Here is a 22,401-nt window from a genome sequence, read left to right on the forward strand (position 1 = left end):
CCCTCGTTAACACTCAGAATGCCTGGCGGAAAATCGCGGCAATCTCCTGCTCGTTGCCTTTACGCGGGTTCGAGAACGCATTGCCGTCTTTCAGAGCCATCTCCGACATATACGGGAAGTCGGCCTCTTTTACGCCCAGATCGCGCAGATGCTGCGGAATACCGATATCCATCGACAGACGCGTGATCGCGGCGATGGCTTTTTCCGCTGCGTCGAGGGTGGACAGTCCGGTGATATTTTCGCCCATCAGTTCAGCGATATCGGCGAATTTCTCCGGGTTGGCGATCAGGTTGTAGCGGGCCACATGCGGCAGCAGGACAGCGTTGGCCACGCCGTGCGGCATGTCGTACAGGCCGCCCAGCTGGTGCGCCATGGCGTGCACGTAGCCGAGGTTGGCGTTATTGAAGGCCATCCCGGCCAGCAGAGAGGCGTAGGCCATGTTTTCCCGCGCCTGCAGATTGCTGCCGAGGGCCACGGCCTGGCGCAGGTTGCGGGCGATGAGGCGGATCGCCTGCATGGCGGCGGCGTCCGTCACCGGGTTAGCGTCTTTGGAGATATAGGCCTCTACGGCGTGGGTCAGGGCATCCATCCCGGTCGCCGCGGTCAGGGCGGCCGGTTTACCGATCATCAGCAGCGGATCGTTAATGGAGACCGACGGCAGGTTGCGCCAGCTGACGATCACAAACTTCACTTTGGTTTCGGTGTTGGTCAGGACGCAGTGGCGGGTGACCTCGCTGGCGGTGCCGGCGGTGGTGTTGACGGCGACGATGGGCGGCAGCGGGTTGGTCAGGGTCTCGATGCCGGCATACTGGTACAGATCGCCCTCATGGGTGGCTGCAATACCGATGCCTTTGCCGCAGTCGTGCGGGCTGCCGCCGCCCACGGTGACGATAATGTCGCACTGTTCGCGGCGAAACACGGCGAGGCCGTCACGCACGTTGGTGTCTTTTGGGTTCGGCTCGACGCCGTCAAAGATCGCTACCTCGATCCCGGCCTCCCGCAGATAATGCAGGGTTTTATCCACCGCGCCATCTTTAATGGCCCGTAGGCCTTTGTCGGTGACCAGCAGGGCTTTCTTTCCTCCCAGCAGCTGGCAGCGTTCGCCGACTACGGAAATGGCGTTGGGGCCAAAAAAGTTAACGTTTGGCACCAGATAATCAAACATACGATAGCTCATAATATACCTTCTCGCTTCAGGTTATAATGCGGAAAAACAATCCAGGGCGCACTGCGCTAATAATTGATCCTGCTCGACCGTACCGCCGCTAACGCCAACGGCGCCAATTACCTGCTCATTAAAAATAACTGGCAGGCCGCCGCCAAAAATAATAATTCTCTGTTGGTTGGTTAGCTGCAGACCATACAGAGATTGTCCCGGCTGGACCGCTGACGTAATTTCATGGGTACCTTGTTTTAGACTACAGGCGCTCCAGGCTTTATTCAGAGAAATATCGCAGCTGGAGACGAAGGCCTCGTCCATCCGCTGGATAAGCAGCGTATTGCCCCCGCGGTCGACCACGGAAAACACCACCGGAACGTTGATCTCATTAGCTTTTTGTTGCACCGCTGCCGCCATTTTCTGGGCGGCGGCCAGGGTGATTGTCTGAACTTGTTGACTCTTGTTCATCATGCTCTCCCACACCAGGATAATGCTGGTGTGAATAGTCAGTATGGGGTGATAGTCAAAAACGATCACCAGACGGTTGGCTTACTTTATTTTTGTCAGCGTTATTTTGTCGCCCGCCATGATTTAGTCAATAGGGTTAAAATAGCGTCGGTAAAACGTAATTAAGGGCGTTTTTTATTAATTGATTTATATCATTGCGGGCGATCACATTTTTTATTTTTGCCGCCGGAGTAAAGTTTCATAGTGAAACTGTCGGTAGATTTCGTGTGCCAAATTGAAACGAAATTAAATTTATTTTTTTCACCACTGGCTCATTTAAAGTTCCGCTATTGCCGGTAATGGCCGGGCGGCAACGACGCTGGCCCGGCGTATTCGCTACCGTCTGCGGATTTCACCTTTTGAGCCGATGAACAATGAAAAGATCAAAACGATTTGCAGTACTGGCCCAGCGCCCCGTCAATCAGGACGGGCTGATTGGCGAGTGGCCTGAAGAGGGACTGATCGCCATGGACAGCCCCTTTGACCCGGTCTCTTCAGTAAAAGTGGAAAACGGTCTGATCGTCGAACTGGACGGCAAGCGCCGGGACCAGTTTGACATGATCGACCGGTTTATCGCCGATTACGCGATCAACGTTGAGCGCACAGAGCAGGCAATGCGCCTGGAGGCGGTGGAAATAGCCCGCATGCTGGTGGATATTCACGTCAGCCGGGAGGAGATCATTGCCATCACCACCGCCATCACCCCGGCCAAAGCGGTCGAGGTGATGGCGCAGATGAACGTGGTGGAGATGATGATGGCGCTGCAGAAGATGCGTGCCCGCCGGACCCCCTCCAACCAGTGCCACGTCACCAATCTCAAAGATAATCCGGTGCAGATTGCCGCTGACGCCGCCGAAGCCGGGATCCGCGGCTTCTCAGAACAGGAGACCACGGTCGGTATCGCGCGCTACGCGCCGTTTAACGCCCTGGCGCTGTTGGTCGGTTCGCAGTGCGGCCGCCCCGGCGTGTTGACGCAATGCTCGGTGGAAGAGGCCACCGAGCTGGAGCTGGGCATGCGTGGCTTAACCAGCTACGCCGAGACGGTATCGGTCTACGGCACCGAGGCGGTATTTACCGACGGCGATGATACGCCGTGGTCAAAGGCGTTCCTCGCCTCGGCCTACGCCTCCCGCGGGTTGAAAATGCGCTACACCTCCGGCACCGGCTCCGAAGCGCTGATGGGCTATTCGGAGAGCAAGTCGATGCTCTACCTTGAATCGCGCTGCATCTTCATTACCAAAGGCGCCGGGGTTCAGGGACTGCAAAACGGCGCGGTGAGCTGCATCGGCATGACCGGCGCTGTGCCGTCAGGTATTCGGGCGGTGCTGGCGGAAAACCTGATCGCCTCTATGCTCGACCTCGAAGTGGCGTCCGCCAATGACCAGACTTTTTCCCACTCGGATATTCGCCGCACCGCGCGCACCCTGATGCAGATGCTGCCGGGCACCGACTTTATTTTCTCCGGCTACAGCGCGGTGCCGAACTACGACAACATGTTCGCCGGCTCGAACTTCGATGCGGAAGATTTTGATGATTACAACATTCTGCAGCGTGACCTGATGGTTGACGGTGGTCTGCGTCCGGTGACCGAGGCGGAAACCATCGCCATTCGCCAGAAAGCGGCGCGGGCGATCCAGGCCGTTTTCCGCGAGCTGGGGCTGCCGCCGATCGCCGACGAGGAGGTGGAGGCCGCCACCTACGCGCATGGCAGCAACGAGATGCCGCCGCGTAATGTGGTGGAGGATCTGAGCGCGGTGGAAGAGATGATGAAGCGCAACATCACCGGCCTCGATATTGTCGGCGCCCTGAGCCGCAGCGGCTTTGAGGATATCGCCAGCAATATTCTCAATATGCTTCGCCAGCGGGTCACCGGTGATTACCTGCAGACCTCGGCCATTCTCGATCGGCAGTTCGAGGTGGTGAGCGCGGTCAACGACATCAATGACTATCAGGGGCCGGGCACCGGCTATCGCATCTCTGCCGAACGCTGGGCGGAGATCAAAAATATTCCGGGCGTGGTTCAGCCCGATACCATTGAATAAGGCGGTATTCCTGTGCAACAGACAACCCAAATTCAGCCCTCTTTTACCCTGAAAACCCGCGAGGGCGGGGTGGCTTCTGCCGATGAACGTGCCGATGAAGTGGTGATCGGCGTCGGCCCTGCCTTCGATAAACACCAGCATCACACTCTGATCGATATGCCCCATGGCGCGATCCTCAAAGAGCTGATTGCTGGGGTGGAAGAAGAGGGGCTTCACGCCCGGGTGGTGCGCATTCTGCGCACGTCCGACGTCTCCTTTATGGCCTGGGATGCGGCCAACCTGAGCGGCTCGGGGATCGGCATCGGTATCCAGTCGAAGGGGACCACGGTCATCCATCAGCGCGATCTGCTGCCGCTCAGCAACCTGGAGCTGTTCTCCCAGGCGCCCCTGCTGACGCTGGAGACCTACCGGCAGATTGGCAAAAACGCCGCGCGCTATGCGCGCAAAGAGTCACCTTCGCCGGTACCGGTGGTGAACGACCAGATGGTGCGGCCGAAATTTATGGCCAAAGCCGCGCTATTTCATATCAAAGAGACCAAACATGTGGTGCAGGACGCCGAGCCCGTCACCCTGCACGTCGACTTAGTAAGGGAGTGACCATGAGCGAGAAAACCATGCGCGTGCAGGATTATCCGTTAGCCACCCGCTGCCCGGAGCATATCCTGACGCCTACCGGCAAACCATTGACCGATATTACCCTCGAGAAGGTGCTCTCTGGCGAGGTGGGCCCGCAGGATGTGCGGATCTCCCGTCAGACCCTTGAGTACCAGGCGCAGATTGCCGAGCAGATGCAGCGCCATGCGGTGGCGCGCAATTTCCGCCGCGCGGCGGAGCTTATCGCCATTCCTGACGAGCGCATTCTGGCTATCTATAACGCGCTGCGTCCGTTCCGCTCCTCGCAGGCGGAGCTGCTGGCGATCGCCGACGAGCTGGAGCACACCTGGCATGCGACAGTGAATGCCGCCTTTGTCCGGGAGTCAGCGGAAGTGTATCTGCAGCGGCATAAGCTGCGTAAAGGAAGCTAAGCGGAGGTCAGCATGCCGTTAATAGCCGGGATTGATATCGGCAACGCCACCACCGAGGTGGCGCTGGCGTCCGACGACCCGCAGGCGAGGACGTTTGTTGCCAGCGGGATCGTCGCGACGACGGGCATGAAAGGGACGCGGGACAATATCGCCGGGACCCTCGCCGCGCTGGAGCAGGCCCTGGCGAAAACACCGTGGTCGATGAGCGATGTCTCTCGCATTTATCTTAACGAAGCCGCACCGGTGATTGGCGATGTGGCGATGGAAACCATCACCGAGACCATTATCACCGAATCAACCATGATCGGTCATAACCCGCAGACGCCGGGCGGGGTGGGCGTTGGCGTGGGGACGACTATTGCCCTCGGGCGGCTGGCGACGCTGCCGGCGGCGCAGTATGCCGAGGGGTGGATCGCGCTGGTTGACGACGCCGTCGATTTCCTTGACGCCGTGTGGTGTCTCAATGAGGCGCTCGACCGGGGGATCAACGTGGTGGCGGCGATCCTCAAAAAAGACGACGGCGTGCTGGTGAATAACCGCCTGCGCAAAACCCTGCCGGTGGTGGATGAAGTGACGTTACTGGAGCAAGTCCCCGAGGGGGTCATGGCGGCGGTGGAGGTGGCCGCGCCGGGCCAGGTGGTGCGGATCCTGTCGAATCCCTACGGGATCGCCACCTTCTTCGGGCTAAGCCCGGAAGAGACTCAGTCCATCGTCCCCATTGCCCGCGCCCTGATTGGCAACCGTTCCGCGGTGGTGCTTAAGACCCCGCAGGGGGACGTGCAGTCGCGGGTGATCCCGGCGGGCAACCTCTACATTAGCGGCGAAAAACGCCGTGGAGAAGCCGATGTTGCCGAGGGCGCGGAGGCGATCATGCAGGCGATGAGCGCCTGCGCTCCGGTACGCGACATCCGCGGCGAACCGGGCACCCACGCCGGCGGCATGCTTGAGCGGGTGCGCAAGGTGATGGCGTCGCTGACCGGCCATGAGATGAGCGCGATATACATCCAGGATCTGCTGGCGGTGGATACGTTTATTCCGCGCAAGGTGCAGGGCGGGATGGCCGGCGAGTGTGCCATGGAGAATGCCGTCGGGATGGCGGCGATGGTGAAATCGGATCGTCTGCAAATGCAGGTTATTGCCCGCGAACTGAGCGCCCGACTGCAGACCGAGGTGGTGGTGGGCGGCGTGGAGGCCAACATGGCCATCGCCGGGGCGTTAACCACTCCCGGCTGTGCGGCGCCGCTGGCGATCCTCGACCTCGGCGCCGGCTCGACGGATGCGGCGATCGTCAACGCGGAGGGGCAGATAACGGCGGTCCATCTCGCCGGGGCGGGGAATATGGTCAGCCTGTTGATTAAAACCGAGCTGGGCCTTGAGGATCTTTCGCTGGCGGAAGCGATAAAAAAATACCCGCTGGCCAAAGTGGAAAGCCTGTTCAGTATTCGCCACGAGAATGGTGCGGTGGAGTTCTTCCAGGAAGCTCTTAGCCCGGCGGTGTTCGCCAAAGTGGTGTACATCAAAGAGGGCGAACTGGTGCCGATCGATAACGCCAGTCCGCTGGAAAAAATTCGTCTCGTGCGCCGGCAGGCAAAAGAGAAAGTGTTTGTCACCAACTGCCTGCGTGCGCTGCGCCAGGTTTCACCCGGCGGTTCCATTCGCGATATCGACTTTGTGGTGCTGGTGGGCGGCTCATCGCTGGACTTTGAGATCCCGCAGCTTATCACGGAAGCCCTGTCGCACTATGGCGTGGTCGCCGGGCAGGGCAATATTCGGGGAACAGAAGGGCCGCGCAATGCGGTCGCCACCGGGCTGGTACTGGCCGGTCATGTGAATTAAACGGGCGCTCGCGCCAGCCTCTCTCTAAACGTGTTATTTCAGGATGCCGATAATGAACCAGACTTCTACCTTAACCGGGCAGTGCGTGGCCGAGTTTCTTGGCACCGGACTGCTCATCTTCTTCGGGGCGGGCTGTGTCGCTGCGCTGCGGGTCGCCGGGGCCAGCTTTGGCCAGTGGGAAATCAGTATTATCTGGGGCCTGGGCGTCGCCATGGCCATCTACCTGACGGCCGGTGTCTCTGGCGCGCACCTTAATCCGGCGGTGACCATTGCTCTGTGGCTGTTCGCCTGTTTTGAACGTCGCAAGGTACTGCCGTTTATTATCGCGCAGATGGCCGGGGCATTCTGCGCCGCCGCGCTGGTGTACGGGCTGTATCGCCAGTTGTTTCTCGATCTTGAACAGAGTCAGCATATCGTGCGCGGCACTGTCGCCAGCCTTAACCTGTCCGGGGTCTTTTCCACGTACCCGCATCCGCATATCACTTTTATACAGGCGTTTGCCGTGGAGACCACCATCACGGCAATCCTGATGGCGATGATCATGGCCCTGACCGACGACGGCAACGGCATTCCGCGCGGGCCGCTGGCGCCGTTGCTGATTGGCTTGCTGATCGCTGTGATCGGCGCGTCGATGGGGCCGCTAACTGGCTTTGCGCTGAATCCGGCGCGCGATTTTGGCCCAAAACTGTTTACCAGTCTGGCCGGGTGGGGCTCGATCGCCTTTACCGGCGGGCTGGCGATCCCTTACTTTCTGGTGCCGCTGCTGGCGCCGGTGGTGGGGGCGATTATCGGGGCGTTTTTATACCGCAAGCTTATTGGCCACCATCTGCCGTGCGAATGCGGTATCGATGAGTAAAGTAGGACCCGCCGCAGCGCGGCGGGTTTCCCCGGTCTGACGCCGGGGAGCTGGGTTATTTTTTGATGACTGCGCTGAGATCGCCGAGTTTGGTGGCGGGGTTCTTATGGCACTGCTGCAGCATTTTCGGTACCGAAACGGTCTCGACTTCATGCCAGTCGACATAGTCGCCGCCGCTAAAGTCGGTGTTGCGATTCACCACCCAGAAGGCCACCGGGGTCATGCTTTTTGGGTTCATATCCATAAATTCCTGACAGGTCATATTCTGCGGCGTGGTTTCCTCAACCGCGAATGCCGGACTGGTCATCAGACAGAATGTGGTAGCCGCCACGGTCAATACGAGTGCTTTAGGTAAATTCATTTTCTTCTCCAGTGAAAAAATAAAACTTAAGCCTGAGCGTGCTTCATTTTATTGCGCAGGACCAGCAAGCCGATGGCGCTAAATATCATTTCAACGCCGATAAAAGCGGTAATAAATAACCAGCTTTGCTGCGGGTTCATGGCCAGCCACAGGCAAGCGATCAGTAAATCCAACAGGCCGATAAAAATATTCCAGCCAGCGCCGCTTTGTTTTCGGGTTTGACATCCGCTAACGATGCGGGAAATACCGCCGAGAACAAATAAAAAGCCAAATAAAATGGCCAGACTGCTCATACCGTTGAGGGGATTGACGACAACGCTCAGGCCGAGCACGATCCAGGCGATGGCGAAGATCAGCGCCACCAGGCGTGATTTCCAGTGTTGCTGGCGGAAGACAATCAGGCTATACAGCGAATAGAAGCCGCAGATCATCAACAACATGCCGGTTACTGTGGCGAGATACCAGCCGGCGACCAACGGCCAGGCCAGACAACAGGCTCCGCAGATAAACAGCAATACCGCCATCAGGCAGGCATGCCGTTTATATCGAATAAAGACGCGTGGACTAAACGCATTTAAGGTGTAATGGCTAAACATAAACATAATTGCTCCGCAGATCCCGGTTGGCGGCCTGATGCTGAATAAAAGGCGTGAAGGCTTATTCAGCAGGCCAAAAGAAAGGTCTGAGGGAAATAGTAGGCCGCGCTATCGGCAGGCGTAAATAAGAGCGCCGAAGTCACTTTATACGCCTGGTCTGACAGCTGTCAGACCAGGCCCGCAATATCGCTTCCGGGCTCTGATTCTCAATAACCACGATATTTTTTAAGCTGGCTGCGTTTGGTGATGCTTACCGATTTTAATCAGGAGTTAACAATGAAAAAAGTCATTCTGGCAAGCCTGCTGGCAACCATAATGGGTACCTCTCCGGTGTGGGCGGCAGACAGCGCGACGGCAGCGCCAACCGCGGCCGCCACGGCGCAGGTGCAGAAAGAAGCCGCCGATGTGCTGCAGGTGGCGGTGCAGGGCGCGAATGCGATGCGCGACGTCCAGTTCGCCCGTCTGGCGCTGTTCCATGGCCAGCCGGATAGCGCCAAAAAACTGACTGACGACGCCGCCGCGCTGCTGGCCGCCGATGATGCCAGCTGGGCGAAGTTCGTGAAAACCGACGCGACAGCCAAAATGATCGCCGATCGCTATGTGGTGATCAATGCGACCATCGCCTTGTCTGAAGACTATGTGGCCACGCCGGAAAAAGAGAGTGCCATTAAATCTGCCAACGAAAAACTGGCGAAAGGCGATCAGAAAGGAGCTATCGATACCCTGCGCCTGGCCGGTATTGGTGTGATTGAGAACCAGTACCTGATGCCGCTTAACCAGACCCGTAAGGCGGTGGCGCAGGCGCAAGACCTGCTGAAAGCCGGTAAATATTATGAAGCGAATCTGGTGCTGAAAGGCGCTGAAGAGGGCATTGTGGTGGATAGCGAGATGCTGGTGGCAGGCAACTGATCCTTGTTCCACCCTGAGAGAGCGCAGAGGAAGAAACTGACAAGGATGTCCCCTTAACGCTCGGGCAGGCGGACTGCCCGAGCGGAACGGCTAGCGGCCGATCAGGGCGTTGATTTCGTCGTCAATCTCACGCATAACGCCGGTAACGTGCTGTACCACCTCCAGACAGCTTGCCGGCGTTAGCGAGTCCGGCCGCTTCGCCTCAAAAGGGGCGCACAATTGTTGTAGCGCAGTAATCCCCAGAATTTGCGCAGAACCGTGCAGACGGTGCAGCGCCCGCAGAAAGATCTGCGGCTCATGCCGGGCGATTGCCTGTCCGGCAGCCTTTAAATCCGCGGCCGACGCATCGCGGAACGTCTCCAGCATCTCATTCATCAGCGCCTGGTCTCCCCCCGTATTTTCGGTCAGCACGCTGAGCTTCAGGTGCCGGGTAGCGTGAGGCGATGCGTGGCCCACCGCTAAACGGCTGAGCTCATGGCTCAGTGTCTGAACCGATACCGGCTTAAACAGACACATATTCATGCCGCTGGCCAGGCATGCCTCCCGCGACTGCGGCAGCGCGCTGGCGGTCACGCCCCAAATTACCAGGCCCGGATAGCGACGGCGTAACGAGGCCGCCAGCGCCAGGCCATCTTTCTTCGGCATATTAAGGTCCGTTATCAGCAGATCGTAATGTTTGCTGGCGAGCTTATTCTCCGCCTCTTCACCGTCGCAGGCTTCATCGACGCTATAGCCGATAGTGCTGAGCTGGCGCTTGAGCAGCAGCCGGTTGGTGGGATGGTCGTCCGCTATCAGTATCGCCAGCCCGGGCAGAACCTGCGGCCTGGCGGGCAACGCCTGCGGCGTATGAATCGTGCAGCGGCTCGCCTTGACCGGCAGGGTGATGGTGAAAGTCGTCCCTACACCGGGACGGCTGACCATCTCCAGGCGACCCTGCATCAGCGCCACCAGCTCTTTGCAAATGACCAGCCCCAGTCCGGAGCCGGTCTGCTGGCGTCCCTGGCGCGCCTGGGCATAGCGGTGGAAGAGGGTGGCCTGCTCTGCTTCACTGATCCCGCAGCCGCTATCGCTGACGATGAGAGTCAACTCCCCCTGCGTCTCATCCGCCTGCGCCAACCGGCAACTGACCTGAATCGCGCCCTCGGCGGTAAACTTCAGCGCATTGCCGATGAGATTATTGAGGATTTGCCGTAGCGCCTGCGGGTCGACCCACAGCATGGCCCCTTCCGACAGCGCGTTATGGTAGTGCAGATCGATGCCCTTTTGCTGCGCCAACGCATCGAAGGTGTGGCACTGCTGCGACACTAACTGTGCGACATCGCTCCACTGCGGGGTGACCTGATATTTTCCCGACTCAATCTTGTCGATATCGAGAATATTACCGATCAGCCCCAGCAGCGTTTGCGCCGTCGACCCCGCCAGCTCGATCGCCTCTTTACGCTGGCCGACGTTCAGCTCCGGTTTCGCCAGCAGCTCCAGAAAGCCGACGATGGCGCTCACCGGCGTGCGCAGCTCGTGACTCATGCTGGCCAGAAAGCGACTCTTTGCTTTTGTTGCCTGAATCGCTTTGTCTTTTTCCCGCTCCAGCGCGCAGGAGAGGGCCTCCTTCTGCGCCAGCTCCTCCTCCAGCCGCTGCTGGGAGTCTTTGCGTTTGCGCACTTCCCGGCACAGGGAAAGCCCCCAGCCGAGGCTGATGGCGATCAGCACCAGCGCGAAGGCGATCAACTGGTAAAACTGGCGGCTGTACTGGCTCCAGTTCTCTATCTGCTGGCTGGAGATTTTCGACCACTTCTCGGTCATTTGCAGAATATCCCGTGGCGGAATAGCCTGCAGCGCTTTGCTAAGAATGCCGGCCAGCACCGGTTCATCGCGCGGGATGGCCAGCCGAATGGCCGCGACGGGAAGACCGTCGATGCGGGTGTAGTGCAGATCCTGTGGATAGTAGTGGTCGATCATATAGCGGGCGGAAAGCTCCGACGCGACGGCGGCATCGACTTCACCTTCCTCCACCATCTTCATAGCAATCCCGACATTATCCGTCTCCACCCAGTTAACCTGCGGAAAGCGCGCTTTCAGGTCATGGGCGGCGATGGGCCCCACCGGCAGGGCGATCCGCACCGAGCGCCTCAGCAGCTGCTGATCGGGGGCACTGCCGCGGGCGACCAGCACAAAGGCCACGTTAATGAGCGGATCGCTGAGGGTGACATAAGCCTGAGATTGTGGATTGAGGGTGGCGGCGGGCATGATGGCCCAGTCCTCTTTCTCCATGCGCTTTACCAGATCGTGGCGGTTGCGCACCAGGATGGGGTCTATCTGCAGGCCGGTCTGTAACGAGAATATATTCAGCATATCGGCCATGATGCCGCGCAGTTCATCTTCGTTATCCACCAGGGTAAACGGCGGAAAATAGGGGTTCACCAGCAGGCGGATGCGACGATGCTTCTGCAGCCAGCGCTGCTCCTCGGCAGTAAAAGGCAGTGGGGTATTAAGAAACGACAGATCGCCGCGGTTGAGCCAGTTTTGCATGATCCGCATGGCGGTATCGCTGTCGATGGCGCGAATAAAACGATCGAGAAGTTGATGTAGTTCGGGCCGATCGTCGCGGGTGATGAAGCGATTGTGCTGTTCCTGCTGACGAAAATAGTGCGCGATGACCAGCGATTGCGAGAAATATTTGGAGATACAGTGGCCAGTGGTGATGTTGTTGCCAATGAAATACTGATTTTCACCGCTGACCACCGAAGCAAGCGCCTGGTAGTCGCTATCGTAAAGGGTGATTTTGGCGTTAGGAAACGCCTGCTGAATGATATCGAAAAAGGCGCATTCGCGGGTACAGGCCAGCGTGACGCGGCGATTGGTGGTCAGCGGCGGCAGGGGGGATCTCAGCGAGGTCACCAGCGTCGGCCAGGTTTTGATCAGCGGTGCGGTTCGCGTCAGGCCCGGGGCGAGCGCATCCCGGTGCGCCACCTGAGTGAGCAAGGTATCCACCTGGCGGTCGTCCAGGGCGGTGAGCGCCTGCTGCTCGGTGTCATACTGGCGGATAATTACCTTGAGCCCGAGGCTGTGCGCCATCAGCGCCAGATAGTCGGCGTTAATCCCCTGATAGCTTTCCTCGTCGCTGTCATAGACGATAGGCGTCATCTCGGGAAGCCAGGTACCGACGGTTAGCGTCGGCTGTGCCGCCAGCCGGGCTTTCTCCTTACCGCTGAGCGGTATGTCGATCGTGGCGACATGGGCATGGCTCTTTAGCTCCAGCTGTTTCATGGCAAACGCGGCAGGAGAGAGACTCAGCGCCAGTCCAAAAGCCATAGATAAAATAAGACGAACAACCATCGTATCACCCTATTTTATTGCGCTGAGCAAAGTCATATAGCTCAAGCAGGGAGCTGCAGCCTAATTTATCCATCAGACGGACCTTATAGGTACTTACCGTTTTATTGCTGATATTCATTTTGCTGCCGATGGTGGTGTAGTCGACGCCGCTGAGAATATAGCGGAACACCTTCATCTCCTGCGTTGACAGCGTATCCAGCCGGTCCTGGTCGGTGATGCCGTGGGTGCAGAAGCGTTCCAGTGAAAAGGGGAAATAGCTGTAGCCATTATTGGCCGCGTCGATTGCGGCGAGGATATTATTCATTCCCTCTTTTTTACTCACAAAACCATTTGCCCCGCAGTCGGCGCTGCGTTTGCCGTAGAACAGTTCATTCTTTGCGGAAATGATGATGATTTTTCCCTGGTAGCGGCGTTTGCGCAGCTGTTCCAGCACCTCAATACCGCTGAGTTCCGGAATATCGACGTCGACGATCAGCAGGTCAGGCTGCATGCTTTCCGCGGTCTGCACCGCGTGAACGCCGCTGTCGAGCTCTGCCGCGACGGTAATACCGTTGCTGTCGAGAAGGTTGCGAATGGCGATACGTGCCAATGGATGATCGTCAATGATTATCGCATTCATGGGGGCGTAAATCCTGATATGAAAAAAGAAGGGCGATGCCTGGTGCAGGTGCGGCGGGGGTTATTTTTATCGGTGCCGTAATAAGGTGTAATTGTAACACAAATCGTTTTCGGCTTGGGAAATATTGTGAAGCTGAGCCTGGCGAATATATTTGCATATCTGGATGACAGCTGTAGGAACAGGCGTTCGCTGACTTCAGCGCTGTCTGCTGTTAAAAAAAATGCAAACGATTAATCTGCCCCTTTTAAGGTGAGTTACCGGGTATATCGTCCGGTGACAACTGGCAGGTAAAATAATAACAATGGCAAAAGAAAAACGCGCCCTCTGGCAAAAATGGGTTTGGAAACATCTGATGGCAGGAATAACGGTACTGGCAATGAGTAGCGCCGCGGTGGGAAAAGACGCGTCGTCGGTTGAGGCGCGGACCCGGGATATGATGCGCTGTCAGGATTATCTGCAACTGGATCCGCGCACCTGGACGCCGATGGTGATTTGGCTGATGAACGATCCTTTTTCACTGGAGCCGCCGGAGTGGACTGACTTTCATGAAGCCGAGCTGGTGCTAACGCCGATCCTCACCGAAATCTGCCGCCAGGAGCCGGATGTCTGGCTCACCTCGCTGCGGGAGCGGCTCAATTCTTATCAGCAGGTGCGGTCGCTGAACTAAGCGACCGCGGTAAAACGGCAGAAAAAGTGACTAAATGCGCAGTTTACGGTCTTCTTCTGCGCAGAGAATTAGCAGCGGCCCGCTTGTTTTGACAGGGCATCGCAAGTCTTGCTCGCTGACGTCGGGTTGCTGCCGGCACAGATGGCATCTGAGACGGTGCTTCCGCCGCCCAGCGGGATCAGCCCGTAAAGCTTCGGCTCGGCGGCCTTCGTCACATAGCAGCGATGGCTGGTTTTGCCGATGGTGGCCACAAAGTTGGTTTTCACATCCTGCTGCCTCGCATCGGAAATTGTCACCTGCGAAGCATCGACATTAAAAGCAAACGCGGCGGCCTCTTTCATTTCATTTTCCGTCGCCATGGGGGGCTTAGCTACGCACCCCATTAATAACAGTGCCAGACAGGTACTGACTGATATATCCCGTATTTTCATCATTTCATCCTTTTTGTAAGTTAGCGGGTTATATATAAGAGCGGGGGGAGGAACGCGTTGATTTTGATCAGCTGGCGCAGGCTATGGTTATTTTTCGGAAATTGACCTGTGTTGTTACATTTATCGTGAGTAGTACGAATTCCAGCATTGCAGGAATGAAAGATATTTTAAGATAACATTGCGTAGTTAGACCGAAGTCAACAGGAGTGAGGCGGTTATGGAGTGGCCGAGATGCTCTGAGCAATATTTTGCTAAGGTAAAATGCTATCTGTTTTAGCGTAAGCGCAAATTTTCCCTGCGCTATGACGGACTTTTAATCCTCTTTATGGGATAGCGACAAAACGCTAAGCCATGCGCACCGCTCAGCAGTTTGTGGTGACATTTTAAAATTCAGGAACAAAAAAGCCACTCTTTCGAGTGGCTTAATTATATGATTTTAAAGCTAAAATTTGGTGGCCCTGTTGGGTTTGAACCAACGACCAAGCGATTATGAAAACGCTGTACCACCTTTATAAAACAATAACTTACATTTAAATCAGTAAGTTATGGTTTGAATATTGCTGATAGTTATTCATAGTTTGAGTCCTGAAGGGACAAAAAGGGGGCAGTATTTTAGTCATTTATACACCCGGTGGATCTTTTGACTCCCTCCGCTGCAATGAGTAAGCCTTCGTTAAATGCAATACTTTCTCGTGCTGAAGGTATGTTAGCGTATGCGTATAACATCATCCAAAACATGCGATCTCTGTGAGTTACAGCTTGAAATTGGCTTAGTAATTCTTTTCGCGTTGATAGGTTTTCGCTTGAGTTTATTAAATTAAGAATTTGTATTAAATTCCCTATTTCGCTGCTATATTTTATTTCAAGTTCTGAAATGGTATTTATACCTATCCTCAAAACATTAGGATGATATTGTCTTTTATCTTCTGGGTTGTTACTTTTATGATTCAATATTTCAATGTCATAGTTGTTGTTATATCTTTTTAAAATATATACTAGAAATGTTGATTCATTATTATTAACATGACATCCGGACTCTGGGTGGAAATAGCTGTATATTTTTTTATCAAGCTTACTGTTTAAATTCTCTGCGTAAATGTTTATAAGGCTTGAAAAATGCTGTTTCTTTATTTGCTCTATTTGTTCTTTATTGTATTTGATCGTAAATAAAAGAGTTAAGCATACAATTGCAGTACTAAAAAAGCCAAATAATGCACTGTATATCCCACCAATATAAGAGCCGAAATTTGACCAATCTTGAACCTGATGTGATATAGGCAATTCGCTGAATACCCAAGAGAAGATAATCACCGGTAGAAAAAGAGCAGCGATTAAAATTGTTACGGAAATTATTATGATTTTGCGAGTGTTCAAAATATTGTCCTCAGAGGATTCAATTTTATAGATTCTTCAAGATGTTCTGGAGCAAAGTGAGAATAACGCATTGTCATTTTTATATCTGTATGACCTAAAATTTGTTTTAAAACAAGAATATTACCGCTATTCATCATGAAATGACTTACGAAGGTATGACGTAAAACGTGAGAAAGTTGACCATCTGGCAGATTCAATTCAGCACGTTCTACGGCTTTCCGGAATGCTGAGTAACATGATTTAAAATAGCGTCCAGGTTTCTCTGGTTTGGGAAGTGAGTCATAAAACACCTGAATTATTGGCACAGTCCTGTTTCTATTACCCTTCGTTTTGAAAAAGCTGACTTTAAGATTTTTTATTTGTTTCGTTGTTACGGATTCAGCTTCATCCCAGCGAGCGCCAGTTATTAGACACAAGCAAGCTACCCAGTACGTGCTTTCATTCCTGCTTTTCATGCATTCGTTTAGCAAGCGCGTGATTTCTTCATTTTCAAGGTACGCCAGTTCAGCCTCTTCAGATTTGAAAGGGCGTATGTTAGCCAAAGGATTCTCAAGCTTCCAGTGTCCCTGGCGTTTTAGTTCGTTGAATACCGCCCGGAAATAGGCTAACTCAAGATTCATTGTGCGCGGGGAAACTTGCTTAACACGCTGCGTGCGCACTATTTCCCCGGAAAGGCGTTTTTTCCGGTAGGTGGAAAATAGGGTGGCGTTAAATTCATGCGCGCCGGGTTCGCCCATGCTTTCACAGGCAAACTCCATCGCCGCTTTTCGCTTCTCGCCATCGTCCAGGGTTACACCATGCTCATCAAACCACTGGTTAACCAGGTCGCGAAGCTTGCGGCGATCTTCCTTGCCTTCCAACCAGGGTTTATTATGAACGTTTTCAATAATATGGTTTTGGTAAGCTAGCGCCTCGCCTTTTGTGGAGAACGTTTTACGGATACGCTTTGCTGGTCTACCCTTTGGTTTGCCCTCAGGGTAGAAATCCAGTAGCCATTTATTGTTCTTTTTAGTAATGCTCATATTTATTTTACAATTATATTATCAAGTATTTCCTCATCTATAGGAAATTGGATTGAGTCACCATTAAAATTAAAAAACGCTCCATTGTCATTAATTCTTGTTAATTTTCCTATATCCTCATCATTATAAATGAAATCTAGATCATGAAGTAAATTGGGGAACATCTTTTGAATTTGACTAAAAGATAAACCAGAAAACTCTTTCTTTGAAAGTTTATACAGTGATGAACGTGTATTATTCTTTTCTGGAGGCGAGAAAAGTAAATTAGACCAATAAGATTTATCTCTATGGTTATCGGATTTTAAGCCTGATATCTCCTTTTGTAAGTTAAGAAGCATGCCATATATCAAACTTTCTTCTTTGTTAAGATCGATGCTATCTACTTTTGCAGGTTGGATTTGTAGAAGTTTAACAATAGAGTTTACATCATCCTCAGGTGCATTTTCTGTTTCATGAAGCATTTTGGAAATTGAAATTATTTCACTATTTACACTATCAACTCTCAGTGTAGAAGTATATTGAACATAACGAAAACCCGCGATGTCGAAAGGCGGTTTTTCGCGACCATCGGTTATCAGTATCGTTTTCTTGTTGAATGCTTGCCTGAGACCTAATTCATAAAATACATTGGCATTTTTTGAGCTTAAATCACATATGGCCATATCACAATCCATTATCTTCTTCAGAATGTCAAACATGATCATGTGTGAGGCTTTACTATCGTCAGCACGATACGGTTCGTAGCCTGCTGCAATGCAGGCCGGTTTGATTAAATATTCATACACTCTTTTGAAATGACCTGGTTCATAATCGGGGTGGTCAGCAATGGGCATAATAATAAAGCAAGTCTTGAGTTTTACCTCTTTTTTAGGGCTAGCATCGGGTTGTGATTTTTTTTCGGCTGTCATTTTAGTTTCCCTCGGAGATAATCAGTAACACTCTGCCAATAACATCAATATCTTCTAGCGCACAATCAAAAGCCATACCTACACCGCTAACTCGAACTTTTTTGATTGGGATGCGTGTTAGAGTTCTGATGCTTGTTTTTCCTTCGATATTTACTAACCATTCACCATCAAACACCTCTGCAAAGTTCTGATCGAGTATGTATTGTGCTTTTTCATCTTGTACACAAATTGGGTCCGAAGGGAGGGGAATCCCTGCTTTGAAAAATACTTTATCAAACATGACATAACCAGAGTCATAAAGTTGTCCGTCAACTAGTTTTTTTCTAGGCATTTTCATAATGTCTAGTTCATCACTTACAAATTTCTTCCCCTGGCCAGTCGCTAGCCATTCTAGGCTGACACCTGTTTCCGCCATACATTTCACCATTATGTCCGTGGGGAGTCCGCCACGTTTGTAGCGGTTAGACATTGAACTAGAAGCAATTCCTAGGTGGTCGGCTAACTGTAATTTTTGAGTAAACCCGTAGGCCTCAAGAACCCTGTTAAGAACAGGAGCGCTATCTGAATCTGGATTGATGCGGAATCTTGCCATTTTAAAAAGACATTTAGCATAATGAAAGTTATAAGTTGACACTTCACATAAAGCTATATGGCATCCTCCTAAATTTAGATGTTATTGAAGTTTTTTGAGCTTTGCCGAGCCAACATGAACAAAGGAGTTTGCCTTATGCGCCCTAACATTACAATCACCATCCCCACGCCTTACCTCCCAATTGACCCGCGTCTGGTGGTGCTGGTTGGTGCTGATCTGGTGGCGGCGGAGCAATACCGGCTGTATCAGGCCACTGACCGTCCGACGGAGAAAATCGCCGCGTAGCTGCTGGGTGAAACCATCGCGGGCCGTAAAGCCATTATCCCGCCATTTATGCCGGGCAAACGTATGGTGGTAACGCCGCTTAGCAACCTGCATATCTACACCCAGCGCAATACCCGTATGCGTAAAGGTGAATTTGTTGAAGACCGTAAGCAGTTCGAAAACAAATACCTGCGTAATGAAGGATATGCCGTTGAAGTGCCGGAATTGTATGCCGCCATTGATGAGTCGGCAGTGACTATCGGCAAGGTATTAGGGGGCTGATATGGGACTTTCACCCGCACAACGTCACAGCCAGCGGATTGCAATGCAACGTCAGCTGGATCGCCAGGAGTCGGTGAACTGGCAGAGCTGACGGCCAGCCATACCCATAGCGACACTGACCGGCCCACGAACAGCGCTGATATTGCGGCAACCGGCACCAGGGCCACCGGACTAAACAAAAAGTATTCCCCCGCTATCGCCAGGTAATCCGCCTGCAGTACAGTTGCTTTTGACGTTGCTCGATACCGACAGAACCACGCCCGCTTTACGCGGACTTTTTTACACCCATCACCAGAGCGCGTCAGCACCACCACAGCAGCCCAACGCCGCAAATAACGCGCCGCCACACGTCAAAGAGATCAAACGCGCCACGTGCCGCCAGCGCAGCCACACGCGGACAAAATAAGAATGTCTGCGACGAAAACGGCGCTACACCGCACCCGCCTGCGGTTTTTGGATCATAAACATTTTTCAGTTTTATTTTTCTACAAACGACACCGCCGGACCGCGCCACCGCTGGCGGTTTGCGGAAAACTGGCAACTGAAAAGATTGAAACGAATTTCAGTTTTTTTCAGCAAAAAGGATCTGCAAAGGATCTATAAGAAGTTGCAACTAACAGATATTTAAGAGAAAAATTATTTTTACGTGAGGTTGAGAGGATCTAAAGGGCGACCAAGGGAGGGCGGCGGCGCTATCAGAAATCCAGGGCTGGCGCGGGCTGCGAGGGAGGCACTCAAAGGTTTGTAACTGAAATCGACTGACGCTAATTTCCATTTTTTAAATGATGCCATCTACAAATTTTTATCTCCGGGGCTGGTGACAAAACGCGGAAAAGATAGGGAGAGGCCAGCATTGAACAACGGGGAAAGATTTATGGCGGGGGACAAAAAGGGGACATCTGCCACCAAAAACAAAAAAGCCACTCTTTCGAGTGGCTTAATTATATGATTTTAAAGCTAAAATTTGGTGGCCCCTGTTGGGTTTGAACCAACGACCAAGCGATTATGAGTCGCCTGCTCTAACCACTGAGCTAAGGGGCCGTGGCGAGGGATTATAAAGTAACTGACGGTTGCAATCCAGCGTAAAGCGCGCAGCTGCTGTTTTTATAAACAATGAATTTTCAATCCTTTATAATCATGTTTTAGCCATACAGCCGGAGAAAACATGATTAGCGATATCCTTGCGCCGGGCCTGCGCGTTGTCTTTTGCGGTATCAACCCGGGGAAGTCCTCCGCCCATACCGGCTTTCATTTTGCCCATCCTGGTAACCGCTTCTGGAAGGTTATCCATCAGGCCGGGTTTACCGATCGGCAGCTAAGGCCGGAAGAGGAGCTGCAGCTGCTGGATACGCGCTGCGGCATCACCATGCTGGTAGAGCGTCCGACGGTGCAGGCCAGCGAGGTCGCCCTACAGGAGCTGCGCAGCGGTGGCCGTGAGCTGGTGCGGAAAATTGAGGAGTATCAGCCGCAGGCGCTGGCGGTGCTCGGCAAGCAGGCCTTCGAGCTCGCCTTTAATCAGCGCGGCGCGAAGTGGGGGAAACAGGCTATGACCATCGGGACGACCCAGGTGTGGGTGCTGCCCAATCCCAGCGGCTTAAACCGGGCGACGCTCGATAAGCTGGTGGCGGCCTATCGTGAACTGGATGATGCCCTGGCGACCCGCGGCCAGTAGCGGAGAGAGGCGACTTTCCCCGAATGGCCACCTGAACGCCATAAAAAAAGCTCCCCGCAGGGAGCTTTTTAACAGGCTGTGGACGATGTCCCGCGACGATTAATCGTCGAGGAAGCTACGCAGCACTTCAGAACGGCTCGGGTGACGCAGTTTACGCAGCGCCTTCGCTTCGATCTGACGGATACGTTCGCGAGTAACGTCGAACTGTTTACCCACTTCTTCCAGCGTGTGGTCGGTGTTCATGTCGATACCGAAACGCATACGCAGCACTTTCGCTTCACGAGCGGTAAGGCCGGCCAGCACGTCGTGCGTTGCCGCACGCAGGCTCTCGGTGGTCGCGGAATCCAGCGGCAGCTCGAGGGTGGTATCCTCGATGAAATCCCCCAGATGCGAATCTTCATCATCGCCGATTGGCGTTTCCATGGAGATAGGCTCTTTGGCGATCTTCAGCACTTTACGGATTTTGTCTTCCGGCATCAGCATACGCTCAGCCAGCTCTTCCGGGGTCGGTTCACGGCCCATCTCCTGCAGCATCTGACGGGAGATACGGTTGAGCTTGTTAATGGTCTCAATCATATGCACCGGAATACGGATGGTGCGCGCCTGATCCGCGATAGAGCGGGTGATGGCCTGACGGATCCACCAGGTGGCGTAGGTCGAGAACTTGTAGCCGCGACGGTATTCGAACTTATCGACCGCTTTCATCAGACCGATGTTGCCTTCCTGAATCAGGTCGAGGAACTGCAGACCGCGGTTGGTGTATTTCTTGGCGATCGAGATAACCAGACGCAGGTTCGCTTCCACCATCTCTTTCTTCGCACGACGGGCTTTCGCTTCGCCAATGGACATGCGACGGTTGATATCTTTAACCTGCTCGATGGTCAGGCCGGTCTCTTCTTCGATCTGCTGCAGCTTCTGCAGGCCGCGCTGCACATCTTCTTTCACTTCCAGCAGCTTCTCGGACCACGGCTTGTTCATTGCCACCGCGGCGTTGAACCAGGTTTCGCTGGTTTCGTTGCCGGTGAACAGCGTGATGAAGTTTTTCTTCGGCATTTTGCACTGCTCAACGCACAGCTTCATGATGATACGTTCCTGAGTACGAACGCGATCCATCATGCTGCGCATGCTGTTGACCAGGTAATCGAACTGCTTCGGCACCAGGCGGAACTGCTTGAAGACTTCAGACAGCTTCAGGATCTCTTCCTGGGCGGCGGCATGGCTACGACCTTTGGCTTTGATGGTGTCGCGCGTCAGCTCGTACTGGGTACGCAGCTCGGCGAATTTCTCACGGGCCAGCTCTGGGTCGATGCTGTTGTCGTCATCGCTGTTGTCGTCGGCGTCTTCATCTTCGTCGTCGTCTTCGTCGTCATCCATCTCTTCCTGAGACAGCTCGGAGCCAACGTGGGTGGCAGTTGGCGCCATATCTTCTTCGGCGTTCGGATCGACGAAACCGGTGATCAGATCGGACAGACGGGCTTCTTCCGCTTCAACACGGTCGTACTGCTCAAGCAGGTAGGTGATCGCTTCCGGATATTCGGCAACGGAGCACTGCACCTGATTGATGCCGTCTTCGATGCGTTTGGCGATGTCAATTTCGCCTTCACGGGTCAGCAGCTCTACGGTACCCATTTCACGCATGTACATGCGCACCGGGTCGGTCGTGCGCCCGATTTCGGATTCCACGCTGGAGAGCACCTGCGCGGCGGCTTCGGCAGCATCTTCATCCGCGGTGTTTTCGGCAAGCATCAGATCATCGGCATCCGGTGCTTCTTCCATCACCTGAATGCCCATGTCGTTGATCATTTGGATGATGTCTTCGATCTGATCGGAATCGACGATATCTTCCGGCAGATGGTCATTGACCTCGGCATAGGTCAGATAGCCTTGCTCCTTACCACGTTGGACAAGAAGCTTCAGCTGTGACTGCGGGTTTTGCTCCATAAGAC

21 protein-coding genes, 1 tRNA gene and 1 pseudogene are annotated in these 22,401 nt (G+C 53.8%); 10 read left to right on the top strand and 13 right to left on the bottom strand.

Features of this window, described 5'->3' with window-relative positions:
* Positions 1 to 13: 13 nt before the first annotated feature.
* On the bottom strand, positions 14 to 1,177 hold the full coding sequence (dhaT, locus tag LGL98_RS03210) for a 1,3-propanediol dehydrogenase (protein WP_064175355.1): 1,164 nt from the start codon (positions 1,175 to 1,177) through the stop codon (positions 14 to 16).
* A 21-nt stretch (positions 1,178 to 1,198) separates the two neighbouring features.
* Positions 1,199 to 1,627 (bottom strand): GlcG/HbpS family heme-binding protein, encoded by a 429-nt coding sequence (locus tag LGL98_RS03215; RefSeq protein WP_025710565.1) that lies wholly within the window; start codon positions 1,625 to 1,627, stop codon positions 1,199 to 1,201.
* Positions 1,628 to 2,040: 413 nt separating this feature from the next.
* On the opposite strand from LGL98_RS03215, the gene LGL98_RS03220 reads away from it, so the two are divergent.
* From LGL98_RS03220 to LGL98_RS03240, 5 genes are read left to right on the top strand one after another with little or no spacing between them, the layout of a single operon-like run.
* Complete coding sequence (locus LGL98_RS03220) at positions 2,041 to 3,708, top strand: propanediol/glycerol family dehydratase large subunit (RefSeq protein ID WP_136031202.1); 1,668 nt, start codon at positions 2,041 to 2,043, stop codon at positions 3,706 to 3,708.
* Between the two features lie 12 nt (positions 3,709 to 3,720).
* On the top strand, positions 3,721 to 4,305 hold the full coding sequence (locus LGL98_RS03225) for a propanediol/glycerol family dehydratase medium subunit (protein WP_002917672.1): 585 nt from the start codon (positions 3,721 to 3,723) through the stop codon (positions 4,303 to 4,305).
* Between the two features lie 2 nt (positions 4,306 to 4,307).
* Positions 4,308 to 4,733 carry a glycerol dehydratase small subunit DhaB3 gene (locus tag LGL98_RS03230; RefSeq protein ID WP_136031204.1) on the top strand — a complete coding sequence of 142 codons (426 nt, stop codon included), beginning with the start codon at positions 4,308 to 4,310 and terminating at the stop codon, positions 4,731 to 4,733.
* A gap of 12 nt (positions 4,734 to 4,745) precedes the next feature.
* Positions 4,746 to 6,569, top strand: coding sequence for a diol dehydratase reactivase subunit alpha (locus LGL98_RS03235; protein ID WP_136031206.1), 1,824 nt, complete (start codon positions 4,746 to 4,748; stop codon positions 6,567 to 6,569).
* A gap of 52 nt (positions 6,570 to 6,621) precedes the next feature.
* Positions 6,622 to 7,425, top strand: a complete 804-nt coding sequence (locus LGL98_RS03240) for an MIP/aquaporin family protein (RefSeq protein ID WP_136031208.1) — start codon at positions 6,622 to 6,624, stop codon at positions 7,423 to 7,425.
* A gap of 55 nt (positions 7,426 to 7,480) precedes the next feature.
* Here LGL98_RS03240 and hdeB read toward each other — a convergent pair whose 3' ends face one another.
* Together hdeB and LGL98_RS03250 are read right to left on the bottom strand one after the other, a co-directional pair.
* The gene (hdeB, locus tag LGL98_RS03245) at positions 7,481 to 7,786 is read right to left on the bottom strand and encodes an acid-activated periplasmic chaperone HdeB (RefSeq protein ID WP_136031210.1); all 306 of its coding nucleotides are present in this window, start codon (positions 7,784 to 7,786) and stop codon (positions 7,481 to 7,483) included.
* A gap of 26 nt (positions 7,787 to 7,812) precedes the next feature.
* Entirely contained in the window at positions 7,813 to 8,388 is a 576-nt protein-coding gene (locus tag LGL98_RS03250) for an HdeD family acid-resistance protein (protein ID WP_136031212.1), read from the bottom strand.
* Between the two features lie 240 nt (positions 8,389 to 8,628).
* On the opposite strand from LGL98_RS03250, the gene LGL98_RS03255 reads away from it, so the two are divergent.
* Positions 8,629 to 9,291, top strand: coding sequence for a YfdX family protein (locus tag LGL98_RS03255; RefSeq protein ID WP_168435280.1), 663 nt, complete (start codon positions 8,629 to 8,631; stop codon positions 9,289 to 9,291).
* Positions 9,292 to 9,381: 90 nt separating this feature from the next.
* Here the strand turns inward: LGL98_RS03255 and LGL98_RS03260 are convergent, their stop codons facing one another.
* Entirely contained in the window at positions 9,382 to 12,624 is a 3,243-nt protein-coding gene (locus LGL98_RS03260; RefSeq protein WP_136031216.1) for an ATP-binding protein, read from the bottom strand.
* A gap of 4 nt (positions 12,625 to 12,628) precedes the next feature.
* Complete coding sequence (gene evgA / locus LGL98_RS03265) at positions 12,629 to 13,243, bottom strand: acid-sensing system DNA-binding response regulator EvgA (protein ID WP_136031218.1); 615 nt, start codon at positions 13,241 to 13,243, stop codon at positions 12,629 to 12,631.
* A 301-nt stretch (positions 13,244 to 13,544) separates the two neighbouring features.
* Here evgA and LGL98_RS03270 point away from each other — a divergent pair, with 301 nt between their 5' ends.
* Positions 13,545 to 13,910 (top strand): HdeA/HdeB family chaperone, encoded by a 366-nt coding sequence (locus LGL98_RS03270; RefSeq protein ID WP_168435275.1) that lies wholly within the window; start codon positions 13,545 to 13,547, stop codon positions 13,908 to 13,910.
* A 68-nt stretch (positions 13,911 to 13,978) separates the two neighbouring features.
* Here the strand turns inward: LGL98_RS03270 and LGL98_RS03275 are convergent, their stop codons facing one another.
* The 5 genes from LGL98_RS03275 to LGL98_RS03295 all read right to left on the bottom strand — a co-directional run bounded on the left by LGL98_RS03275 (position 13,979) and on the right by LGL98_RS03295 (position 18,237).
* Positions 13,979 to 14,251: a hypothetical protein gene (locus LGL98_RS03275; RefSeq protein ID WP_136031222.1), complete on the bottom strand. Its 273-nt coding sequence runs from the start codon at positions 14,249 to 14,251 to the stop codon at positions 13,979 to 13,981.
* A 702-nt stretch (positions 14,252 to 14,953) separates the two neighbouring features.
* Positions 14,954 to 15,715: a hypothetical protein gene (locus LGL98_RS03280; RefSeq protein ID WP_203033603.1), complete on the bottom strand. Its 762-nt coding sequence runs from the start codon at positions 15,713 to 15,715 to the stop codon at positions 14,954 to 14,956.
* Positions 15,712 to 16,737: a phage integrase gene (locus LGL98_RS03285; RefSeq protein WP_136031357.1), complete on the bottom strand. Its 1,026-nt coding sequence runs from the start codon at positions 16,735 to 16,737 to the stop codon at positions 15,712 to 15,714. The genes LGL98_RS03280 and LGL98_RS03285 overlap by 4 nt, the downstream gene beginning before the upstream one ends.
* A gap of 2 nt (positions 16,738 to 16,739) precedes the next feature.
* The gene (locus LGL98_RS03290) at positions 16,740 to 17,645 is read right to left on the bottom strand and encodes a hypothetical protein (RefSeq protein WP_136031359.1); all 906 of its coding nucleotides are present in this window, start codon (positions 17,643 to 17,645) and stop codon (positions 16,740 to 16,742) included.
* A 1-nt stretch (position 17,646) separates the two neighbouring features.
* The gene (locus LGL98_RS03295; RefSeq protein ID WP_136031361.1) at positions 17,647 to 18,237 is read right to left on the bottom strand and encodes a phage repressor protein CI; all 591 of its coding nucleotides are present in this window, start codon (positions 18,235 to 18,237) and stop codon (positions 17,647 to 17,649) included.
* A gap of 183 nt (positions 18,238 to 18,420) precedes the next feature.
* Between LGL98_RS03295 and LGL98_RS03300 the strand changes: the two are divergent.
* Positions 18,421 to 18,783, top strand: a pseudogene (locus tag LGL98_RS03300) (P2 family phage major capsid protein); the annotation flags it as partial.
* 408 nt (positions 18,784 to 19,191) lie between these two features.
* Positions 19,192 to 19,386: a hypothetical protein gene (locus LGL98_RS03305; protein ID WP_136031362.1), complete on the top strand. Its 195-nt coding sequence runs from the start codon at positions 19,192 to 19,194 to the stop codon at positions 19,384 to 19,386.
* 362 nt (positions 19,387 to 19,748) lie between these two features.
* Here LGL98_RS03305 and LGL98_RS03310 read toward each other — a convergent pair.
* A tRNA-Ile gene (locus LGL98_RS03310) sits at positions 19,749 to 19,824 on the bottom strand.
* 124 nt (positions 19,825 to 19,948) lie between these two features.
* Here LGL98_RS03310 and mug point away from each other — a divergent pair.
* Entirely contained in the window at positions 19,949 to 20,455 is a 507-nt protein-coding gene (mug, locus tag LGL98_RS03315) for a G/U mismatch-specific DNA glycosylase (RefSeq protein WP_002917636.1), read from the top strand.
* A 99-nt stretch (positions 20,456 to 20,554) separates the two neighbouring features.
* Here mug and rpoD read toward each other — a convergent pair whose 3' ends face one another.
* Entirely contained in the window at positions 20,555 to 22,396 is a 1,842-nt protein-coding gene (rpoD, locus tag LGL98_RS03320; protein WP_136031364.1) for an RNA polymerase sigma factor RpoD, read from the bottom strand.
* Positions 22,397 to 22,401 lie beyond the last annotated feature (5 nt).

This window comes from Klebsiella africana, assembly GCF_020526085.1.
In the GTDB taxonomy this organism is placed as follows: Bacteria; Pseudomonadota; Gammaproteobacteria; order Enterobacterales; family Enterobacteriaceae; genus Klebsiella; species Klebsiella africana.

What these genes read in the sequence shown, in the direction of transcription:
- dhaT (WP_064175355.1), bottom strand. Translation starts at nt 1,177, where the DNA reads ATGAGCTATCGTATGTTTGATTATCTGGTGCCAAACGTTAACTTTTTT.
- LGL98_RS03215 (WP_025710565.1), bottom strand. Translation starts at nt 1,627, where the DNA reads ATGAACAAGAGTCAACAAGTTCAGACAATCACCCTGGCCGCCGCCCAG.
- LGL98_RS03220 (WP_136031202.1), top strand. Translation starts at nt 2,041, where the DNA reads ATGAAAAGATCAAAACGATTTGCAGTACTGGCCCAGCGCCCCGTCAAT.
- LGL98_RS03230 (WP_136031204.1), top strand. Translation starts at nt 4,308, where the DNA reads ATGAGCGAGAAAACCATGCGCGTGCAGGATTATCCGTTAGCCACCCGC.
- LGL98_RS03235 (WP_136031206.1), top strand. Translation starts at nt 4,746, where the DNA reads ATGCCGTTAATAGCCGGGATTGATATCGGCAACGCCACCACCGAGGTG.
- LGL98_RS03240 (WP_136031208.1), top strand. Translation starts at nt 6,622, where the DNA reads ATGAACCAGACTTCTACCTTAACCGGGCAGTGCGTGGCCGAGTTTCTT.
- hdeB (WP_136031210.1), bottom strand. Translation starts at nt 7,786, where the DNA reads ATGAATTTACCTAAAGCACTCGTATTGACCGTGGCGGCTACCACATTC.
- LGL98_RS03250 (WP_136031212.1), bottom strand. Translation starts at nt 8,388, where the DNA reads ATGTTTATGTTTAGCCATTACACCTTAAATGCGTTTAGTCCACGCGTC.
- LGL98_RS03255 (WP_168435280.1), top strand. Translation starts at nt 8,629, where the DNA reads ATGCTTACCGATTTTAATCAGGAGTTAACAATGAAAAAAGTCATTCTG.
- LGL98_RS03260 (WP_136031216.1), bottom strand. Translation starts at nt 12,624, where the DNA reads ATGGTTGTTCGTCTTATTTTATCTATGGCTTTTGGACTGGCGCTGAGT.
- evgA (WP_136031218.1), bottom strand. Translation starts at nt 13,243, where the DNA reads ATGAATGCGATAATCATTGACGATCATCCATTGGCACGTATCGCCATT.
- LGL98_RS03270 (WP_168435275.1), top strand. Translation starts at nt 13,545, where the DNA reads ATGGCAAAAGAAAAACGCGCCCTCTGGCAAAAATGGGTTTGGAAACAT.
- LGL98_RS03275 (WP_136031222.1), bottom strand. Translation starts at nt 14,251, where the DNA reads ATGAAAGAGGCCGCCGCGTTTGCTTTTAATGTCGATGCTTCGCAGGTG.
- LGL98_RS03285 (WP_136031357.1), bottom strand. Translation starts at nt 16,737, where the DNA reads ATGAGCATTACTAAAAAGAACAATAAATGGCTACTGGATTTCTACCCT.
- LGL98_RS03290 (WP_136031359.1), bottom strand. Translation starts at nt 17,645, where the DNA reads ATGACAGCCGAAAAAAAATCACAACCCGATGCTAGCCCTAAAAAAGAG.
- LGL98_RS03295 (WP_136031361.1), bottom strand. Translation starts at nt 18,237, where the DNA reads ATGGCAAGATTCCGCATCAATCCAGATTCAGATAGCGCTCCTGTTCTT.
- LGL98_RS03305 (WP_136031362.1), top strand. Translation starts at nt 19,192, where the DNA reads ATGTCTGCGACGAAAACGGCGCTACACCGCACCCGCCTGCGGTTTTTG.
- mug (WP_002917636.1), top strand. Translation starts at nt 19,949, where the DNA reads ATGATTAGCGATATCCTTGCGCCGGGCCTGCGCGTTGTCTTTTGCGGT.
- rpoD (WP_136031364.1), bottom strand. Translation starts at nt 22,396, where the DNA reads ATGGAGCAAAACCCGCAGTCACAGCTGAAGCTTCTTGTCCAACGTGGT.